This is a genomic window from Cryobacterium sp. M23 (assembly GCF_002929655.1).
Taxonomy (GTDB): Bacteria; Actinomycetota; Actinomycetes; order Actinomycetales; family Microbacteriaceae; genus Cryobacterium; species Cryobacterium sandaracinum.
On sequence record NZ_PJJV01000055.1, the window covers coordinates 1 to 18,166 of the forward strand.

Genomic DNA, 18,166 nt, shown 5'->3' on the forward strand with positions numbered 1-18,166 from the left:
GTCAGAAACCTAGACAGGAAGCGGCGTGCGGCCGTTAAGGCGCTCCGAAACACCCACGGATAGAGCAGGGGAGCCAAAATTTTGGCCGAATCGGCCCAAAACAGCGCGAGAACCGTTTCGAAGCAAAATCTCCGTCGAATTCGTTCGACACCGGAAGCCTCGCCCAAAAACCCTCGCCCCGGAAGCCTCGTGCAGAAGTCTCGTCCAGGAGGCTCCGGCCAGGAGGATCCGGCTAGGAGGCCAGAGGCGCCGAGTGCGCGGCGACCAGCGCGGAACTCTGCTCCCAGAGGGCGGCGGCCAGCTGGGAGTCGTAGGCCTGCTTGTTCGCCTTCTGGATGCGGCGTTTCTCGTAGTACTCGCCCGATGCCCAGTCGGTGCCCGGCGTCGCGGTGGCCAGCCAGACCAGGGTGTCGGCTCCCTGTTCAGCGCCGAGCAGCAGGCGTTTGAGCGGAGTCTGGTAAATGAGGCGCATGAGGGTCGTCGACCCGGTGGAGAAGCTCGTTGCCACCACGCCGGGGTGGAAGGCTGCAGTGGCGAGTCCCTCGTCGCTGTAGCGGCGGTGGAGTTCCCTGGTGAAGAGGATGTTCGCAAGCTTGCCGTCGCCGTACGCCTTGTTCGCGGAATACTTCGTCTCGCCCTGCAGATCGTCGAGGTCGATCTTGCCGAAGAGCTGGTTGGCGGCGCTGGACGTGTTGATCACCCGGGCCCGACTGGCGACGAGTCGGTCCATCAACAGCGTGGTGAGCAGAAAGGGAGCCAGGTGGTTGACCTGGAAGGTCTTCTCATAGCCGTCAACGGTGGTTACGCGGTCGCCCATGATGCCGCCGGCGTTGTTGGCGAGCACGTCGATGCGCGGATAGTGTTCCTGCAGCTCGGCGGCAAGGGTGCGCACCTCGTCGAGGCAGGCGAAGTCGGCCACGAGGAATTCGGCACCCAGTGCCTCGGCGACCGCGGCGGTCTTGGCTGGCGAGCGGCCCACGATCACGACTCGGTCGCCGGACTGGCTGAGGGCGCGGGCGGCGGCGGCGCCGATCCCGTCGCTGGCGCCGGTGATCACGATGGTGCGTGCGGTCATTCTGGGTCCTCCGGGTTATTTGACATAGCCGCCCTTTTTGAGGCCGGCCTCGATCTCGAAGCGGTTCTGCAGCGGATTGCGGCCGGCCGCCAGGTAGAGCAGCGGGAAAACCATCCCGAAGCGCTGCCACTGGTGTTTGTGCACGGCCTCGTGTTCGAGGATGGCCATCGACACGTTCTGGTTGGTCAGGTAGCAGCCCCCGACACAGGCTCCGCCGCGTCCGAATGCCCAGGCGGGCATCCCGCGAAAAACGATGAGGCCGCCTCGGCGCTCGACCTTGCCCGTGCTCCAGATGGAACCCCAGATCACGCCGACCGTGGTGGCGTAGAGGTAGCCGGCCCGGCTGATGGGGGAGTCGAAGAAGATGCGGCGCACTCCTCCAGCGTAGGTGGCCCCCACGATGGAAGCCTGGGTTTCCCTTGATCGATTCACGGCGGAGGTGGCGCGGGGCAGGTGGTGGAAGGTGGCGCGGGTTGGAAAGTGCGCCAGCCTCCACCGGGTGCGCCGCGAGGGCGAAAGCGCGGCTACGGGCGACCGTACTCCTCGAGCAGCCGCAGCCAGACCTCGCTCAGGGTGGGGTAGCTCGGCACCGCGTGCCACAGCCTGCGGATCGGCACCTCGCCGACCACGGCGATGGTCGCCGCGTGCAGCAGCTCCGCGACATCCGGCCCCACGAAGGTGACCCCGATCAGAACCTCACGGTCGAGGTCCACGATCGCGCGCGCCGACCCGGTGTAGCCGTCGGCGTGCACGGATGCCCCGGCCACCTGGCCCAAGTTGTAGTCCAGTACCCGGGTGCGGAACCCGGCCTTCTCGGCAGCAGCCTGGGTCAGTCCCACAGATGCCACTTCGGGGTCGGTGAAGGTGACCTGCGGCACGGCGGCATGGTCGGCTGTGGCGACGTGCGATCCCCACGGGGCGTCGTCGACGGGCCTGCCGGCGGCCCGGGCCACGATCACGTCACCGGCCGCGCGGGCCTGGTACTTGCCCTGGTGGGTGAGGAGGACCCGGTGGTTGATGTCGCCGACGGCATACAGCCAGTCCCCGGTCAGGTCCGGCGCGGTGCCCCGCACTAGCAGGGTGTCGTCGACCTCGAGCCAGTCGCCCGGTGTGAGGCCCACGGTCTCGAGCCCGACATCCGCGCTGCGGGGAACCCGACCGGTGGCCACGAGTACCTCGGTCGCGGTGACCCCGCTGCCGTTGGAGAGGGTGAGGGTCACGTCGCCGTCGGCGGTGCGGGCCGCCCCGGTGGTCGACACCCCGGTCAGCACGGTGACGCCCGCCCCCCGGAGGGCCGCGAGCACGAGTTCACCGGCGAAGGGCTCCTGACCGCCGAGCAAATCGCTCCGAACGATCATCGTGACCTCGGCGCCGAGCCCGGCGTAGGCGGTGGCCATCTCGGCGGCGACCACGCCGCCGCCGATGATCGCCAGACTGTCCGGGATTCCGGGGGCGCTGGTGGCCTCGCGGCTGGTCCACGGCGACACGGCTGCCAAACCGGGAATATCGGGCAGCAGCGCCGCCGACCCGGTGCTGACGACCACGGCGTGCGCCGCGACCAGCACGGTCGTGGTGCCGTCGTCAGCGGTCACGGTCACCTCCCGCACGCCGGTGAGGCGGGCGTGGCCGCGCACCAGGGTGATCCCGGTCTTCTCCAGCCAGCGCACCTGGCCCTCGTCGGACCAATTGCTCGTGAAGGAGTCGCGGCGGCGCAGAACGGCCGCGATGTCCAGGTCGCCGGTCACGGCCTCGGCCGCACCGCCGACGCGCCGGGCTGCGGCGAGGGCCGCTCCGCTGCGCAGGAGCGCCTTCGACGGCATGCAGGCCCAGTAGGAGCACTCGCCGCCGACCAGCTCGGCCTCGACGATCACGGTGCGGAGGCCTGCCTGCGTCGTGCGGTCGGCGGCGTTCTCACCCGCCGAGCCGGCGCCGATCACGATGACGTCGTAGCTCTTGGCGGAAGGGTCAGGTGGGGTGGTGCTGGCGGCGGCAGACATCCGTCTCTCCTTAGGTCAGTGGTGCAGATGAGTGGTGCTGTAGTTCCGATGAGGTGGTGCTGCCAGCCTAACGACCCACGAAAGTAGCCGGCCGGCGGCTGACGAATGCCTCCATGCCGATGCGGGAATCTTCGGTCGCGGCCAGGCGGGCCAGGGCCGGCTGTAGCCCCGCCTCGGCGGCCGCGGCACCCTCCCGCGCGGCCGTGCGGGCGTTGGCCAGCGTGGCCTGCACGGCCAGCGGGGCCTGGGCGGCGATCCGCTCGGCCAATTCCAGCGCGCGCTCGAACTGGGTGCCGTCCGGCACGACTTCCTGCACGAGCCCGATGCGGTGGGCCTCGCGGGCGTCGAACATGTCGCCGGTGAGCATCCAGCGCATGGCGTTGCCCCAGCCGGCCGCGCGCGGGAAGCGGATGGTCGCGCCGCCGAACGGCAGGATGCCGCGCGCCACCTCGATCTGGCCGAAGCGGGTGGACTCTGACGCCACGGAGATGTCGCTCGCGAGCATCAGCTCGATGCCGAGGGTGAGGCAGGTGCCCTGCACGGCCATCACCACGGGCTTGGACACGCTTGGCCCGTCGACCTGCCACGGATGGATGCCGCCGGGCGGCACCATGTCGAGGCCGTCGGGGCCAAGCCGGGGGCCGATGTCGGCCAGGTCGAGGCCGGCGGTGAAGTGGTCGCCGACCGCGTAGACGAGGCCGACCCGCAGCTCAGGGTCGCGGTCGAGTTCACCGTAGGCGAGGGCCAACTGCGTCAGCAGCGCCAGATCGGCGGCGTTGCGCTTCTCCGGGCGGTTGAACCCGATCAGCAGCACGTGCCCGCGCCTCTCGGTGATGATCCTCGACGGATCGGAAACGGAGTGCTGCTCGTTCACGGATGCCTCCCTTGGCCTCGTGACGCTGGCGCGTCGGTCCCATGCTATGGCTGAGCAGGGCGGGTCAGCGCGCCGATGATGCGCAGGATGCTCGGCAGGTCGTCGGTGGCGGCCTCCGGCGAGGCCGGGGCGAAGCCGGCGATGGTGGCGCCGGCCAGTTCGAATTCGGCGCGCAGGGCGGTGATCAGCCGGTTCAGGGTGTCGACGCTCAGCCCGAACGGGTAGAGGTCGGCCAGGCCGGCCAGCGCCGACGGGTCGAGCACGTCCAGGTCGAGGTGTAGGTAGAAGGTGCCCACGCCCGTGGCGCGCAGGGCCGCGACGAGCGCGTCGGGAGGGTCGAGGTCCTCGACCGGGAGACTCACTATTCCGCGGTCCTGGATCAGGGCGTCCTCGGCCGGGTCGATGGCGCGCGCGCCGCCGATCACGACGCGTTCCAGAGGAACGCGCTCACCCGGGTCGAGGGTCAGGCCGTCGGCACCCTCGCCGGTGATGGCGCGCAGCACCATCCCCGTGAAACCTCCGGACGGTGAGGTGTCGGGGGTGTGCAGGTCGGGGTGGGCGTCGAGCCAGACCACGGCCAGGTCATCAGGATGCTGCCGCGACGCATGCTCGACGGCCGCCAGGGACACCCCGTTGTCGCCGCCGATCGTGATTACCGGGCCAGCGCCGCCGCGCAGTGCAGCCGTGAGGCGTTCGCGCACCATCATCAGGGTGGAGAAGCGGTCGATGCCGGTGTCGAGAGAATCGCCGGCCTCGACCGGCACCGGCACTTCACGGGTGACGGAGGAGGGAAGATCACCTCGGATCGCCTCCGCCCCGTCACTCAGGCGCATCGCGCGCGGAGAAACCGAACCCTGCCACTGTGGCACGACAACGAAGGAGGGAGCCATACTTCAGTATGCTCCCAGAGCTTCCCCGCGCGCGGGATTTTCGTGCTGGATCGGGCCGATCTACGCGCAGCGCTTATTGGTCGCGGTAGCGCGCAGCGGCGTCCGTCGCGCCCCGCAACTCGGCCGCGTTCAAGCGCGGGCCGTAGCCGGGGGTGTCCCGCTGGATGCGCCAGCCCTCGCTGAGCGCGCCGACGTTGACGGTGTCGTAGCCGAAGCGGTCCAGCAGCGCGGTCACGGTAGCGGCGGCGGAGGCGTCGTCGCTGGCGATGACCAGGGCGCGCCGGTTGACGGACCCGGCCGGCTGACCGTGCTCGGTGAGATCGGCGGCATAGATGTGGTTGAACGCCTTTACGATCGTGGACTCCGGCAGGCGATCGCGGAGCAGCTCGGCCGTGGTGGTGCTCTCGTCGTCGAGTGCGGCGATGTCGCCGTCGCGCTGCGGGTAGTAGTTGTTCGTATCGATCACGAGCTTGCCGGCCAGCTCCGTCGTGGGCAGGGTGTGGATCTGGTTCAGCGGGATGGTCACGACCACGAGGTCGCCGGCCGCGGCGGCCTCGGCGGGAGTCGCGGCGCGGGAGTGCGGGCCGAGCTCGTCGATCAGGTCAGTGAGGGTTTCGGGGCCGCGCGAATTGCTCACGACCACGTCGTATCCGTTGGCCACGCCGAGTCGTGCGAGCTGACTGCCGATGTTGCCGGCGCCGATGATTCCAAGAGTTGTCATGCTAGGAACAACGCCGGGCGCCGACGGGATGTTCCCGTCGGCGCCCGGTTGCGCTGGAGGCTGAAGGCTACTGCGTGATGGAGCCGGCGCCGCCGGATTTGAGCGCGGCGAGGCGGGCGTCGACCTCGGTGAGCTCGCCGAGGTCCTCGAGGCTCTCGAACTGGGCGTCCAGGCTCGACTCGGCCAGCTCGCTGGCGCCCCGAACGCGGGCCTCCTCGCGGCGGATCTTGTCCTCGAAGCGGCTGACCTCGCTGGTGGGGTCCATCAGGTCGATGCTCTTGACGGCATCCATCACCTTGGTCTGCGCCTCGGCGGTCTTCGACCGGGCGATCAGTTCGCTGCGCTTGGCGGAGAGCTGGTTCAGCTTCTCCTTCATCTTGTTGAGGCCGTCCTTGAGCTGGGCCACGACGGCCGTCTGCGAGGCAATCTGAGGCTCGGCCAGCTTCGCCTCTTTCTCCGACTGCATCTGACGGCCGAGGGCGACCTTGGCGAGGTTGTCGAAACGGTCGGCATCGGCCGCGTTTCCGGCGGTGCGCAGCTGGTCGGCCTTGCGGCTCGCGGCCAGGGCCTTGCCACCCCACTCGGTCGCGGCCTCGACGTCTTCCCGGTAGTCGTCCTCGAGCAGGCGCAGATTGCCGATCGTCTCGGCGATCGCGCTCTCCGCGTCGGCGATGCTGTTGGTGTAGTCGCGAACCATCTGGTCGAGCATCTTCTGCGGGTCCTCGGCGGAGTCCAGAAGCGCGTTGATGTTCGCTTTCGCCAACTGGGAGATACGGCCAAAGATGGACTGTTTCGTCATTGTGCGGTGTCCTTTCGAGTTCCGGAGCATCGGCTGACCTCCAGTGTGTCGGTTTGTGCTGGTCAAGACGTGTGGGCCGCCGTGCGGGCTGCGACGGCTGCGACGGCTGAAACGGCTGAAACGGCTGAAACGGCTGCGACGGCGCCGGTTTCTAGAACCGCCCGCCCCCGCCCCGGCGTGAGCGGGAACCGGCACCGCCGAAGCCGCCGGGTATGCCGAAGCCGCCGCCGCGCCGGCCGCCGCCACCGAACATGCCACCCCCGCCACCCCCGCCGCCGGAGAGGATTGTGTTGATCAGGATGCCGCCGAGCACGGCCCCCATGACCCCGTTCCCGCCGCTGCCGCCGGCTCGGTAGCCGGGACCGTGGCCGCCCGGAACCTGGCCGGCGAACCCGTCGACGTCGTTCCGGGCGCCGACGATGGCGGCCGCGGCCAGGGAGTTGGCCCGTTGCGAGGCGGCGAGAGCGGCACCCGGGTCGGTGGCAGCCAGCGATTCGGCCTCCACGAGAACCCTGCCGGCCTCGGCGACCCGGGTGCGCGCCTCCGCGCCCACCGCCCCGCGCCGGGCGCTGATGAAGTCTTCCGCGGCCGACACCTGCCCGCGCGCGGCGAGCAGGTTCTGGTTGAGGGCGGCCCTGGCGCGCTGGACCTGCGCCTCGGCGTCCCGCACGCCCTGCAGCGCGGCATCCATCGCGGTGCTGGCGGCGTCGAGCATCGCCATCACCTCGAGCGGGTTGATCCGGCCGGCCGCGGAGCGAGCGCGCACCTCGGCGAGGGTCTGTTCGGTCTGGCTGATCACTCCCGGCAGCGCGGCGGCGGCCTCGGTCGACGTGGACAGGCCGCGCGCGGTCACCAGATCGGTCTGCAGCTCGGCGACCGTGGCCGCCATCTGCCGGGTCGCGCCGGCGAGGTCGGTGCCCAGGCGGTCCACGGCGTCCAGGAGCAACCGCGCCTGGTCGACCGATACCTCGGCCGCACGGATGTCCACGGCCGCGGCCGCCGTATCGCCGGCACCCAGCCGGGTGGTGGCCCGGGCCAGAGCGGTCTCCGTGAAGGCGAGACGCTCGCGGGCCTCGGCCGGGTTGTCGGCAACCGTGCCGAGCGCCACGTCGGTGTACCGGGCGGCCAGGGCCGCCAGGCTCTCCTCGCTGCCGGCGAGCCGGGCCCGCACGGCCTCGGCGCCCTGGGACACGGCAGCGGCGACCTCCGGCGCGTTCTTCTCCAGCTGGCGCAGTTCGTCGAAGTCGTCGGCCTGCGCATCGAGGGTGAGGTTGGCCTGGCTGCAGAGGTCGATGATCGCGGCGTACCAGGCGCGGGCCTGCTCTTCGGAGTCGGGCTCGGCGTCGTCGAGCTTCTGCTGCAGGGTGAACGCCTGGCTGAGCTGCTTCTGCGCCGTTTCGAGCGCGGCCCGGAAGGCGGTGGTGACCTCCGTGCCATACTGGGCGATCGCGAAGCCGAGCTCCTGCTCACTGGAACGGATCGCGTCGTCGGTCTGCACGAGGGTGCTCGAGGCTCGCCGCTTGAGCTCGGGCGTCGGCAGGGCCTGCAGCCCGGTCGGCGCTCCGGCTCCGGCTGGCAGGGCACGCCCCCGCCCGCGTCGGGCGAGCAGGATGACCGCTCCGGCGACCAGAAGCACCAGCACGGCGATGACCACGAACACGACGATGAGGAACCCGCCGGCACCGCCGCCGGGGCTTTCGTCCCCGGGGGTGATCTCGCCGGCCGAGACCGGCTCGCCCCGCAGAGCCGCGGAGAAACCCTCGGCTGCGGCGATCGCGGCGCCGGCCCAGTCGTTTTGGCGCAGAGCCGGCTCGATGGCGACGGTCTCGATCTCCTGGAGCTGGGCATCCGTCAGGGCGGAGTCGGGGGCCACGGAAAGTTGGTACTGGCGGTCATCCGTCGCTACGGCCAGCAGCACGTCGTTGGTGCCGAAGCCGTTGTTGTCAGCCGTCTGGTCGGCCCACTGCTCGCGGTCCTCGACCCCGGTGAAACTGTCGACATAGGCCACGAAGAGGTCGGCCCCGGTCTCGGAATAGAGCTCGTCGAACGCGGCCGTGACCTCGTCGGCGCGGGCGGTGACGGCGTCGACCGTGTCGACGATGTGGCTGGCGCCGAAGTCGACCGGGTTTTGCGCCCAAGCCGCCGTGGGCGCCGACGCGCTGGACATCGCAAAGCTCAGAACCGCCGCAACCGCGACCGGAATCAACCACCGTGACCGCATGGACCCCATCCTCACACCACCATCGACACTCGGGCGTTCCCAGATTGAGCATAGGACGGCGACACAGGCCCGTCCACCGCCCAGGCAGGAGTATCACTGTTGCCCACTGTCACGGCGGCCGGCTGGCTGGGCATCTGCCGCGGGCTGCAGATCATCGACGACCCCCCGATGGTCAGGTCGAGGTCGTCGAGCACCTCGCCGGCGCCCGCCGGGTCTCGAGCCTGTCGATCGGCCCTGAACGGGAATTCGCTTCACCGTGCGCCGTTTAGGTCAGGGTGGGGCGCGCAGTCTTCTCCGTGCGCCTCGTCGACAGAAGGAGCTCTACGACATGACCGCAGCACCGACGACATCCATTCCCCGCATCATTCTCAACAACGGAGAGACGATCCCGCAGCTCGGGTTCGGCGTGTACCAAATTGAGCCGGCCGACACCAGGCGGTCGACGCTCGCCGCCCTCGAGGTGGGCTACCGCCACATCGACACCGCCGAGATGTACGGCAACGAGCAGGGCGTCGGCGAGGCCGTGCGCGAATCCGGCCTGGATCGGACTGACGTCTTCGTCACGAGCAAGCTCAACAACGGCTTCCATTCCCGAACTGATGCCCTGGCCGCCTTCGAGCAGACGCTCGAGACCCTCGGCTTCGACTACCTCGACCTCTTCCTGATCCACTGGCCGCTGCCGGCCGTCGGCGACTTCGTCGAGACCTGGAAGGCGTTGGAGGAGATGCACGCCTCCGGGCGGGTGAAGACCATCGGCGTCTCCAACTTCCAGCCGCAGCACCTGCGGCGCCTCCTCGACGAGACCGGCACAGTGCCGGCCGTCAACCAGATCGAGGTGCACCCGTACCTGACCCAGGACAACGTGCGCGCGTTCAACACGCAGCACGGCATCGTGACCGAAGCGTGGTCGCCCATCGCACAGGGCAGGGTGCTCGGCGACCCCGTGATCACGGCCATCGCCGGCCGCCTGGGCCGCTCTGCCGCTCAGGTTACCCTGCGCTGGCACCTGCAGCGTGGCGACATCGTGTTCCCGAAGTCCGTCACCCGCAGCCGGGTCGAGGAGAACTTCGCGCTCTTCGACTTCGAATTGACTGCCGACGACCTGGCTGCGATCACAGCGTTGAACCGCGACGAGCGCACCGGCCCCGACCCGGACGAGTTCAACTGGATTCCCTGACCACCCGCAGGGGTCCGGGTCACTAGTCTGGACGGATGCCGCTCGAGACCCGCACCGCCCGCCTCCTGCTGCGCCGTTGGCGTGAGTCAGACCTGGCGCCGTTCGCCGCGATGGGGGAGGACCCGGAGGTGATGCGGTACTTCCCGTCTCGGCTGACCCGGACCCAGAGCGACGCGCTCGCCGGCCGGGCCGACCGGCTCTTCGAGACGCACGGCTACGGGCTCTGGGCGCTCGAGAAACAGTCGACGGGTGACTTCATCGGCTTCACCGGGCTCGCTCCCGTGCCCGCGTTCATCCCCGGACCCGGCGGGCTCGAGGTCGGCTGGCGGCTGGCCCGCTCCTTCTGGGGCCAGGGCTACGCCACCGAAGCCGCCCGGGCGGCCCTCGATGTCGCTTTTGGGCGGCTCGAGCTCGAACAGGTGCAGGCGATCACGGCGGTCATCAACGAACCGTCGCGGGCCGTGATGGAACGACTCGGGATGACCGCGACCGCCGAGTTCCAGCATCCGAAGATTCCCGTCGGCTCACCGCTCCGGGTGCACATCCGCTACGCGGTTTCCCGGGCGGCCGCCGCCCAGGCGTGCGCCGCGGCCGATCTCACCCGGTAGAGTTCAGGCACTTTACAAAAGGACTGGCCGCCACCATGGAATCGACTGTCGCGCACCATATCCGTCCAGCGTGCGCATGAGCGACCATGAAGCCCTGACCCGCCAGACGGTGGACCTGCTGCGCGACCTCATCCGCAACGCCTGCGTCAACGACGGCACTCCCGATTCGGGCGGCGAGATTCGCAGCGTGCGTACGCTCGAGGGGTTCTTCTCCGGGTCGGGACTCGACCTCGAGGTGGTCGAACCGCATCCGGGCCGCGCCTCCCTGATCGCTCGCATCCGGGGCACCGATCCCACGGCGCCCACGCTCGCCCTGGTCGGCCACCTCGACGTGGTGCCGGTCGACGACGGCGGCTGGAGCCGCGACCCCTTCGGCGCCGAGATCATCGACGGCGAGATCTGGGGACGCGGCGCCCTCGACATGCTCTACCTGACCGCCAGTTACGCGGTCGTCACCCGGGCCATTGCGACCGGACCGTTCCGGCCGCGCGGCGACCTCATCTTCGCCGCGGTTGCCGACGAGGAAGACGGCAGCCACTTCGGCGTGGAATGGCTCACCGAGCACCGGCTCGATCTGATCGACGCGGACGCCGTGCTCACCGAGTCCGGCGGGGCCATGATCGGGCCGCGGCCGCTGATCTCGACGGCCGTCGGCGAAAAAGGTATCGCCGGTCGGCGCCTTTCCGTGCGCGGCACCCCCGGCCATGGGTCGGCCCCGTGGGGCGCGCGCAACGCCGCGGTGATCGCGGCGGATGCCGTGGGGCGCCTGGCCCGCTACCGCGCTCCGGTGCAGATCACCGCCGACTGGCGCCGATATGTGCAGGCCCTCGAACTGGAACCCGACCTTGCCGCCCGCCTGCTCGACCCGCACCGCATCGACGGCGCCCTGAACGAGCTCGGCAGCCTGGCCGGGTTCGCGCACGCATCCACCCACACCACCATCTCGCCCAACATCGTGCGGGCCGGGGTGAAGGACAACGTCATCCCCGCGCTCGCCACGATCACCCTCGATATCCGGGTGCTGCCCGACCTGTCAGCCGCCGACGTCGACGCCTACCTGCGGGAGGCGCTCGGCGACCTGGCCGACGAGGTCACGATCGAGGGCGACGAATTCGCCGCGGCCACCCGGTCCGCGGTCGACACGCCGCTGTTCCACTCGCTCGGCAAGGCCGTGCGCCGGGCCTACCCCGACGCCGACCTGCTCCCGGTGCTCAGCGTCGGCGGCTCCGATGCGCGGTTCTACCGCCGCCGCGGCGTCCCTGCCTACGGTTTCGCGCTGCTCGGCCGGCACTGGGACTACGGCACCTTCCGGCAGCTGTTCCACGGCAACGACGAGCGCATCGACATCGGCTCGATCGCGTTGACGGTCGCGGCCCTCGACACCGTCGTTCGCGACTTCCTCGACTGAGCTGCTGCCGCGAGGAGACACAGATGAGACAGACCAGGCCCAGGCGGCAGTCCCCACGCACGAGGCAGACCGGCACGCGGCGACGGATGCCCGCCCGCACCGGTTCGGGAGCCGTCGCCTACCTCGCCATCGTCACCTTCACGTCGATCTACCTCGTCGTCGACGCCTACCGACCGGTCTCGATCTGGGTGGCCGCGTTCTACCTGGCCGTCAGCCTCGCCTGCTTCGTCGCCTACGCCGTGGACAAGTCCGCAGCGGTCGCCGCGCGCTGGCGGGTGCCGGAGAACACCCTGCTGCTGCTCGGATTCGCCGGCGGCTGGCCGGGCGCGATCGTGGCGCAGCAGGTGCTGCGGCACAAAACCAAGAAGGCCGGTTTTCGGCAGGCGTTCTGGGGCACGGTGGCCCTGAATGTGCTGGCTTTCGTCGTGATCTTCTCGCCGCTACTGCCGGACATGCTGGCCCGCTGAACCGAGCCGAGCCGGGGCGAACTCGACCGGACGGGGTGAATTCGGCGGTCAACCGTGTATCCGACGTCGGGATCCCTGTTGTGTGCTTATGATTGTATTGATAGGCTGACACAAAACGAAGAACATAACGGGGTTTCGATGCTCGGTGACGTGTGGTCCGACATGATCTTCGATTCGCTTCGCTCGGCCGCGATCCTGGATCTGGTCGCCGCCGCATCCGTTCTCACCTCGTCACGGCGGCACTTTCGGCGAACCCTCCACGCGGATGCCGGTTCGCGCCCGGTCGGCCCGCAGTGATTCTCCGCATCGACCCGCGTTCGGCGACGCCGCCGTTCGACCAGCTGCGCGTGCAGGTCATTGCGCACATCCGGAGCGGGGACATGGTCGCGGGAACACGCCTGCCCACGGTGCGCAGGCTCGCCGCTGACCTGGTGCTCGCGCCGAACACCGTGGCGCGTGCCTACAAGGAACTCGAGGCTGGGGGGTTCATCGAGACCCGCGGCAGGGCCGGTTCCTTCGTCAAGGCCGCACCGGACTCGGTCGAACAGCAGGCGCTCGGCGCGGCAAAGACCTATGTCGAACGGCTGCGGGAGCTGGGGGTCAGCCCGGCCGACACGGTGGCGTACGTCACCACGTTCCTGCAGAACTGAGGCCCGGCCGATGGTGAGAGCGGGTGCCGGTCGCGGCCGGTGGCCATCGGTTGCCCCGGGTCAGAACAGGTGCCGCAGGTAGCGCTCCGGGGCCTCCAGGAAAGAGCGCCAGTCGCGCACCAGGTCAAGGTCTTCCCAGGCGCACGGGCGGTAACCCCAGGGCCCGACCTCGTAGATGGCGGCGCCCGGGAGCGACGCCAGGATCGGGGAGTGCGTCGAGAGGATGACCTGGGATCCGCCCGCGTCCAGGATGTCCTGCAGGTGGCGGATCAGGGCGAGAGAACCGGTGAAGGAGAGGGCCGACTCCGGCTCGTCGAGGATCCACAAGCCCGGGTAGCGGGACCGTGCCGCGACGAGGTGGAGGAAGGATTCGCCGTGCGAGCGCTCGTGGAACACGGGCTCGCTGACAGGCATCCGTCGTCACGTAATCGCGGAGATTTTCGGGAAACGCCGGTTCGGGGGCCAGCCTGAGCGGCGTGTCGCGAAAATCTCCGAGGTTAGTGCTGCGGGCGCACCGGATGTCCCCCGGCAGCCCATGCCTCCGCACCGCTCCTGCGAGATCGTCCGCGCTGCTCACCGAGTGGATCGCCGCCGGGTATCCGTTTGTGGCGGAGCTGGCCCGCCTGCACGACGTCGAGTACGTGGACCTGCCCACCGGGCACTGGCTCCAGTTCACCGGGCCGGCAGAGCTCGGCACCGCGATTCTGGCGGGGGTAGAGCGCACCGCCTGATCGCGCGGAGCGGGCGGCCAAGACGGAAAGTCCAGCTCATCAAACCGAAGGTCCATGCATCCGAGAAATCGCGCTCCCGACCGGGCCGGTGCCGTCAGCCGCCAATCCAGGCGTCCACGCTGATGTCGAACCCGGCAGCGCTGCAGGCCGCGCTGACACGGGCCAGAGCCTGCCCCCACTCTGTCGACAGCGGATCGATTTGCTCGCTGGCCGACGACGGCAGCAGGCCCTTCAGGGCCTCCACCTGGTCCGCCACCGCGGAGCCGGGCACGGTGTCCACGCGGGCGCTCAGCCGCGCAACGAGCCGTGCGGCTCCCTCGAACTCCTGCTGGGTTGAGGGCACTGCGAGCAGCGAACCGTACGCATTGTGCATCAGCGTCACAACGTCACTCACTTGGCCGCAGGTGTCCTCCGCGTTCACGGGATCCGCAGAAAGCGATGCGGTGACGAGCGAGGCATTCGTTAGAGTGCCGACGACGAAACCGACACCCAGTGCGACAAGGATGCCGAGAACCAGGAGAGCGTTGCGGTCGCGTCCCCTGGCGGGCAGCGCAGTCTCGTCGAGTACCTCCTCGAAAAACGGTTGAAGCGAACCCTCGGACGTCCCCTCGTGCATCGTCCGGGGACCAGTCTTCCTCGGTGCCGTCGACTCACCGGGGGAGCGGGGCGGCTGGGTGTTGACCGCGAATTCGGCCGCACGGATCGCGGCGGCGATCGCGGCACGGGCGGCGGCCACCGTGGCCTGCAGCTCCCGCAGTGCGGCGGTGGCCTTCGGATCGCCGACGGAGTCGCCGTTCGCCGAGAAGACGCGCTTCTGGAGGTCGCGCAGCTGGTTTGCCGGGGACGGTGAGCCATCCGGTGCCGCCTCGGCGGGGTGAGTCGCCCACCACAGGGCGTTGAGCACGTTCTTCTCTCCCGAGTAAGCGACCCGAACCGCCGCGAGGTAGGCCGGATCGCGCTGGGCCAGCGAGTACGCGTCTTTGGAGCCGTGGTCACGCACCACTGAGAGCCCCCGATCGTCGATTCGGTCAGCATGGCACAGAGCCCGGTCGTTCCCGCACTGTTTCCCTTTCCGCTTCGCGTGCCGATTCCCTTTCCGCGTCGCGTACCGATTCCCTTTCCGCGTCGCCGCCAGTCGGCGTCGCGCCGGAGCTGCGCCGCTGCGCGCCTTGCGTGCCACGCGCGCAACGGCGCACGATGCGCGCGAGACGGTTGCCGCGGCACCGGCCCGCACGGACGCCGCAGACTGGAGTAATGGAAGAGTTCGCCCTCGACGGTGACGGCCCGGTGTGTCCGGCGTGCGGGGCCGAAATGACCCCCGACGGTGTGGACACCGCTCAGGGGCTCGCGTCCTGTCACCGATGTCCGCGCTGCAGACTGGTCGTCGTCGTTCCGGGCAACTGGGCGGAGTAAGTGTCAGCCGATGGCCATCCGGCTCGGGGCGTCACCGCATCCGAGTGCCCATGGATGCTGCGCTAGAGCGGGAGAACGCCGCTGCAGACCTACTGGCCGGGAGCCCGATACGCCGGCGTTTTCTTGGCGGCGTCGGACGGCTCCGGAACCTCGATGACCCCCAGAACGTCGGTCTCCCCGAAGGCGTAGTAGAAACTCTCGACCGACCCACCCACCGATTTGAGGGCTGCGACCAGCGCCTCCCGACGGCCGGTGCCGCCTTCGCGCATGAGGCCCCTGATACCTTCGCCCACGTAGTTCGCTTCAAACAGATACGTGCTCATGGTCAGTCCCGTCCTGTGATGTGCAGGACGCGGACATCCGGAGCAATGCCCGAGACCTGTGTGCGGCAACCCGCCGAGGCACGGCAACGACGCTCGGTCCCCGAAGTGGGGCTGCGACACATGGTAGGCCCGGCTTTTCCCGGGGACAACGGGGCGGCCGCCCAGCCTCAGAGAGCTCCCGACCCGGTGGTCGAGCTGGGCGAGACCCGAAGCGATACCTCCAAGATCGATGAACAGGACTTCGAATCTCAACCTCCAAAAATCCTCAACCATCCGACAAACTCTCGACTATGTGTACGCAATGAGGTATCCTCGTAACATGACCAACCTCGCGGAAGACCTCAGGCAGGCGGCCGATGCCGTGGCCCTGCTGGGCTCGTCATGCGCTGACTTCTCGGCCCTTCCTGATGCCGAGGTGTTGGCCGGTCAGAAGCGAATCGCTTCGATCCGCCGTCTCGTCGATACCTATGCCGCCTGGATGGCGGCGACCATCGCCGAGCGTTCCCGACCGGAGCTCGGGCACTCGGGCCTGGCGGCGCAGCAGGGGTACCTCTCGCCGGAGGCCCTGATCCAGAACTCGACCGGCTCGTCCAAGGGCGACGCCTACAAGCTGGTCGCAGTCGGCACCATGATGGCCGATGCCGAGGCGGCCGACAAGCTCGTCGAGGCGGCGCTCTCCTCGCCCGACAGGGATGCCGCCGAGGTCGCCGAATTCGAGGCGAAGGTGCCGTGGCAGGCACCGATCGCCCGGGCCGTCACCGCCGGAACCCTCTCCGTCGACGCGGCCGAGTCGATCCGCGCGGGGCTGGGCCAGATCGACGCCTCGGTCACCGCCGAGAAGCTCGCGGTGGCGCTGGAGGCGCTCCTGGCGGAGGCGTCGTCACTGAATGCCGATCAGGTGTTCAAATGGGCGAGACGGATGCGCGACCGGCTTGACGAGGCCGGCATCGCCGCCCGGGAGAAGCAGGCCTCCGACGACCGCTACCTGCGGGTCTACCGGCTGGGCAACGGCAACGTACGACTCAGCGGGCTGTTTGCCCCCGAAGACGGCGAGTTCGTGCTCTCCACGTTCGACTCGATCACGGGCCCGCGCCGCGGCGGGGTGCGATTCGTGGATGCAGAGCGGGCGGCCTGGGCCAAGAAGATGCAAGACGACCCCCGCACGACCGAACAGATCGCCGCTGACTCCATGGTGCAGCTGCTCAAAATCGCCGGCGAGGCCGACCCGGGCCGGGTCTTCGGCGGGCGCCGACCCTCGGTGCGCGTGATCGTGACCGAGAAGGCGCTCAAGCCGGAAGCAGACGCGCAGGAAGCAGAGGCGCGGCAGTCGGCCGCACCGGCCGGCCACGGGCAGATCGAGGGCAACCCGGTCCCGATCTCGCAGGAGACCATCGACCGGCTGCTCTGCGACACCGGGACCCGCGGCATCAAATTCGACGACAACGGCCAGATCATCAGCGTCGGCCGCGACGAACGACTCTTCACCGAGAAACAGCGCGCCGCAATGGCAGTCCGTGACGGCGGATGTCTCTGGGTCGACTGTGAGAAACCGCCAGCGTGGGCAGAAGCGCACNACGATCAGCCGCACCGGAACGCAGTACTGGCTTGGGCCACCGGTCGAGGTAGATCCGGAGCAGACGCTGGTGGCACTGCCGAGCAAGCGGGCAGCGCTGTAGCTCTTGGTCTCGACGGGCTCGACCCGCGTCGCGGGAATCTCCGGACGGGCCGTCACCGGGTTTCGAGGGAGGGGCGGGGCAGTTGCTCCCAAACCGGCACAGGCGATCGACCGCGACGCGGGATGAGCGTGGGTTCCGCGACTTCTGAGGGAGCGGTCCGTGGTTCCCGAGCGAGCGTTCCGGGACTCCCGTGTCTTCTCGTCACAGGCTGAGCAGCAACTCTCTCCCGAACGAATTCGACGAAGATTCTGCCCGAAACTGCCCCAGGAAACCCAAAAATGTGGTTTCAGACCAGAATCTCCGTCGAACCGGTCCACCACCGGGCCCGGAGCTTCAGAGGCGGTAGCGGTATTCTCCGCGTTGCACGCGATTCCGGAGGGGCCGGGGCACAGCAACCTCGCTGCCTCCGGATTCGAACGGGGGGAAGGTCTTGGTGGCAGCCCTTCCCCGGCCATCGTCTGTAAGTACCGCGGTCTCGAGTCGTTGCGGTGGGGCTCCGACGACGTGCTCCCAGACCCGACCGACCGCCGCGGGCGCCGACGTCCACGTGATCCCGTCGCGCTCCTCAGCTGATCTGCGTACCCATCGGATGGCGGCGGTCCCGCCCCGGTGTGGCTCAATGGTCATCGCTGACCTGTCGGTAGCGCGGGTGACCGGTGCGACCACGGCATAGCGACGCCGAGCCTCGTCGGCGAGGGCTTCATGCCGCACACCTACCGGGTCACGCATCCGCGCCCTGTTGAGTTCCCCGGTCCGCGCATCGAGTTCGCCTTGCGCGATGGTTTCCGCACTGAGCCGGTAGGCACTGAGCCGGTAGGCCGGCAGCGGGGTGCCGGGATCCGGGCGTAGCCGAGCGGCAGGGCATCAGAGTCGGCGGCGAGGAACTGTGGGCCAGTGTGGGCAAACGGCGTAACAAAGCCTTCAGATCTTGTCACCGATTAGCCCGCGACCCGAGTGTTCGCACGAACTCTGACTGTTGTGCCCCCAGGCAGATTCGAACTGCCGCCCCTGCCTCCGGAGGGCAGTGCTCTATCCCCTGAGCTATGGGGGCCAGGGAAAACACTAGGTTATCAGCATCCGGGCAGGCGATGTTCCGCATCGAGTTCGACGGATGCGGTCGAGCCCGCCCGGCACAC

The 18,166-nt window shown here is 69.2% G+C and carries 18 protein-coding genes, 1 tRNA gene and 1 pseudogene; 8 read left to right on the plus strand and 12 right to left on the minus strand.

The window, feature by feature from the left end:
• Positions 1-232: 232 nt before the first annotated feature.
• The 8 genes from CXY82_RS03800 to CXY82_RS18360 all read right to left on the minus strand — a co-directional run bounded on the left by CXY82_RS03800 (position 233) and on the right by CXY82_RS18360 (position 8,577).
• Positions 233-1,075 carry an SDR family NAD(P)-dependent oxidoreductase gene (locus tag CXY82_RS03800; RefSeq protein WP_104169753.1) on the minus strand — a complete coding sequence of 281 codons (843 nt, stop codon included), beginning with the start codon at positions 1,073-1,075 and terminating at the stop codon, positions 233-235.
• Between the two features lie 15 nt (positions 1,076-1,090).
• Positions 1,091-1,474 (minus strand): Fe-S oxidoreductase, encoded by a 384-nt coding sequence (locus CXY82_RS03805; protein ID WP_104169754.1) that lies wholly within the window; start codon positions 1,472-1,474, stop codon positions 1,091-1,093.
• Positions 1,475-1,599: 125 nt separating this feature from the next.
• Positions 1,600-3,072 (minus strand): NAD(P)/FAD-dependent oxidoreductase, encoded by a 1,473-nt coding sequence (locus CXY82_RS03810; protein WP_104169755.1) that lies wholly within the window; start codon positions 3,070-3,072, stop codon positions 1,600-1,602.
• 67 nt (positions 3,073-3,139) lie between these two features.
• Positions 3,140-3,946, minus strand: coding sequence for a crotonase/enoyl-CoA hydratase family protein (locus CXY82_RS03815; RefSeq protein ID WP_233191189.1), 807 nt, complete (start codon positions 3,944-3,946; stop codon positions 3,140-3,142).
• A gap of 44 nt (positions 3,947-3,990) precedes the next feature.
• Positions 3,991-4,836: an arginase family protein gene (locus tag CXY82_RS03820; protein WP_104169756.1), complete on the minus strand. Its 846-nt coding sequence runs from the start codon at positions 4,834-4,836 to the stop codon at positions 3,991-3,993.
• A 73-nt stretch (positions 4,837-4,909) separates the two neighbouring features.
• Positions 4,910-5,557, minus strand: a complete 648-nt coding sequence (locus CXY82_RS03825; RefSeq protein WP_104169757.1) for an NADPH-dependent F420 reductase — start codon at positions 5,555-5,557, stop codon at positions 4,910-4,912.
• Positions 5,558-5,624: 67 nt separating this feature from the next.
• The gene (locus CXY82_RS03830; RefSeq protein ID WP_104169758.1) at positions 5,625-6,356 is read right to left on the minus strand and encodes a PspA/IM30 family protein; all 732 of its coding nucleotides are present in this window, start codon (positions 6,354-6,356) and stop codon (positions 5,625-5,627) included.
• A gap of 151 nt (positions 6,357-6,507) precedes the next feature.
• On the minus strand, positions 6,508-8,577 hold the full coding sequence (locus CXY82_RS18360; protein WP_104169799.1) for a TPM domain-containing protein: 2,070 nt from the start codon (positions 8,575-8,577) through the stop codon (positions 6,508-6,510).
• Between the two features lie 328 nt (positions 8,578-8,905).
• Between CXY82_RS18360 and CXY82_RS03845 the strand changes: the two genes are divergently transcribed.
• The 6 genes from CXY82_RS03845 to CXY82_RS03865 all read left to right on the plus strand — a co-directional run bounded on the left by CXY82_RS03845 (position 8,906) and on the right by CXY82_RS03865 (position 12,887).
• Positions 8,906-9,754 (plus strand): aldo/keto reductase, encoded by an 849-nt coding sequence (locus CXY82_RS03845; RefSeq protein WP_104169760.1) that lies wholly within the window; start codon positions 8,906-8,908, stop codon positions 9,752-9,754.
• Between the two features lie 35 nt (positions 9,755-9,789).
• Positions 9,790-10,362 carry a GNAT family N-acetyltransferase gene (locus tag CXY82_RS03850; RefSeq protein WP_104169761.1) on the plus strand — a complete coding sequence of 191 codons (573 nt, stop codon included), beginning with the start codon at positions 9,790-9,792 and terminating at the stop codon, positions 10,360-10,362.
• 76 nt (positions 10,363-10,438) lie between these two features.
• Positions 10,439-11,770 (plus strand): M20/M25/M40 family metallo-hydrolase, encoded by a 1,332-nt coding sequence (locus CXY82_RS03855; RefSeq protein WP_104169762.1) that lies wholly within the window; start codon positions 10,439-10,441, stop codon positions 11,768-11,770.
• Positions 11,771-11,793: 23 nt separating this feature from the next.
• Positions 11,794-12,237, plus strand: a complete 444-nt coding sequence (locus tag CXY82_RS03860; RefSeq protein ID WP_104169763.1) for a DUF1294 domain-containing protein — start codon at positions 11,794-11,796, stop codon at positions 12,235-12,237.
• Positions 12,238-12,375: 138 nt separating this feature from the next.
• Positions 12,376-12,534, plus strand: a complete 159-nt coding sequence (locus CXY82_RS17240) for a hypothetical protein (protein ID WP_158251997.1) — start codon at positions 12,376-12,378, stop codon at positions 12,532-12,534.
• Positions 12,531-12,887 (plus strand): GntR family transcriptional regulator, encoded by a 357-nt coding sequence (locus CXY82_RS03865; RefSeq protein ID WP_166786635.1) that lies wholly within the window; start codon positions 12,531-12,533, stop codon positions 12,885-12,887. Before CXY82_RS17240 ends, CXY82_RS03865 begins: the two co-directional genes overlap by 4 nt.
• A 60-nt stretch (positions 12,888-12,947) precedes the next feature.
• Here the strand turns inward: CXY82_RS03865 and CXY82_RS03870 are convergent, their stop codons facing one another.
• Positions 12,948-13,301 carry an AAA family ATPase gene (locus tag CXY82_RS03870; RefSeq protein ID WP_174843669.1) on the minus strand — a complete coding sequence of 118 codons (354 nt, stop codon included), beginning with the start codon at positions 13,299-13,301 and terminating at the stop codon, positions 12,948-12,950.
• A gap of 149 nt (positions 13,302-13,450) precedes the next feature.
• Between CXY82_RS03870 and CXY82_RS03875 the strand changes: the two are divergent.
• Positions 13,451-13,618, plus strand: a pseudogene (locus CXY82_RS03875) (alpha/beta hydrolase); the annotation flags it as partial.
• Positions 13,619-13,712: 94 nt separating this feature from the next.
• On the opposite strand, the gene CXY82_RS03880 reads toward CXY82_RS03875, so the two are convergent.
• Together CXY82_RS03880 and CXY82_RS03890 are read right to left on the minus strand one after the other, a co-directional pair.
• The gene (locus CXY82_RS03880) at positions 13,713-14,621 is read right to left on the minus strand and encodes a hypothetical protein (protein WP_104169764.1); all 909 of its coding nucleotides are present in this window, start codon (positions 14,619-14,621) and stop codon (positions 13,713-13,715) included.
• A gap of 499 nt (positions 14,622-15,120) precedes the next feature.
• A complete protein-coding gene (locus tag CXY82_RS03890; RefSeq protein WP_104169766.1) occupies positions 15,121-15,354 on the minus strand; it encodes a GYD domain-containing protein in 234 nt (77 codons plus the stop codon).
• A gap of 319 nt (positions 15,355-15,673) precedes the next feature.
• Between CXY82_RS03890 and CXY82_RS03895 the strand changes: the two genes are divergently transcribed.
• Positions 15,674-17,242: a DUF222 domain-containing protein gene (locus tag CXY82_RS03895; RefSeq protein WP_158252123.1), complete on the plus strand. Its 1,569-nt coding sequence runs from the start codon at positions 15,674-15,676 to the stop codon at positions 17,240-17,242.
• Positions 17,243-18,009: 767 nt separating this feature from the next.
• On the opposite strand, the gene CXY82_RS03900 is transcribed toward CXY82_RS03895, so the two are convergent.
• Positions 18,010-18,081: transfer RNA gene (locus tag CXY82_RS03900), tRNA-Arg, on the minus strand.
• Positions 18,082-18,166 lie beyond the last annotated feature (85 nt).

Bases quoted from the DNA above. Each gene is read 5' to 3' on its own strand.
- CXY82_RS03830 (WP_104169758.1), bottom strand. From the start codon at position 6,356: ATGACGAAACAGTCCATCTTTGGCCGTATCTCCCAGTTGGCGAAAGCG.
- CXY82_RS03890 (WP_104169766.1), bottom strand. From the start codon at position 15,354: ATGAGCACGTATCTGTTTGAAGCGAACTACGTGGGCGAAGGTATCAGG.
- CXY82_RS03825 (WP_104169757.1), bottom strand. From the start codon at position 5,557: ATGACAACTCTTGGAATCATCGGCGCCGGCAACATCGGCAGTCAGCTC.
- CXY82_RS03845 (WP_104169760.1), top strand. From the start codon at position 8,906: ATGACCGCAGCACCGACGACATCCATTCCCCGCATCATTCTCAACAAC.
- CXY82_RS03855 (WP_104169762.1), top strand. From the start codon at position 10,439: ATGAGCGACCATGAAGCCCTGACCCGCCAGACGGTGGACCTGCTGCGC.
- CXY82_RS17240 (WP_158251997.1), top strand. From the start codon at position 12,376: ATGCTCGGTGACGTGTGGTCCGACATGATCTTCGATTCGCTTCGCTCG.
- CXY82_RS03870 (WP_174843669.1), bottom strand. From the start codon at position 13,301: ATGCCTGTCAGCGAGCCCGTGTTCCACGAGCGCTCGCACGGCGAATCC.
- CXY82_RS03820 (WP_104169756.1), bottom strand. From the start codon at position 4,836: ATGGCTCCCTCCTTCGTTGTCGTGCCACAGTGGCAGGGTTCGGTTTCT.
- CXY82_RS03800 (WP_104169753.1), bottom strand. From the start codon at position 1,075: ATGACCGCACGCACCATCGTGATCACCGGCGCCAGCGACGGGATCGGC.
- CXY82_RS18360 (WP_104169799.1), bottom strand. From the start codon at position 8,577: ATGCGGTCACGGTGGTTGATTCCGGTCGCGGTTGCGGCGGTTCTGAGC.
- CXY82_RS03850 (WP_104169761.1), top strand. From the start codon at position 9,790: ATGCCGCTCGAGACCCGCACCGCCCGCCTCCTGCTGCGCCGTTGGCGT.
- CXY82_RS03810 (WP_104169755.1), bottom strand. From the start codon at position 3,072: ATGTCTGCCGCCGCCAGCACCACCCCACCTGACCCTTCCGCCAAGAGC.
- CXY82_RS03860 (WP_104169763.1), top strand. From the start codon at position 11,794: ATGAGACAGACCAGGCCCAGGCGGCAGTCCCCACGCACGAGGCAGACC.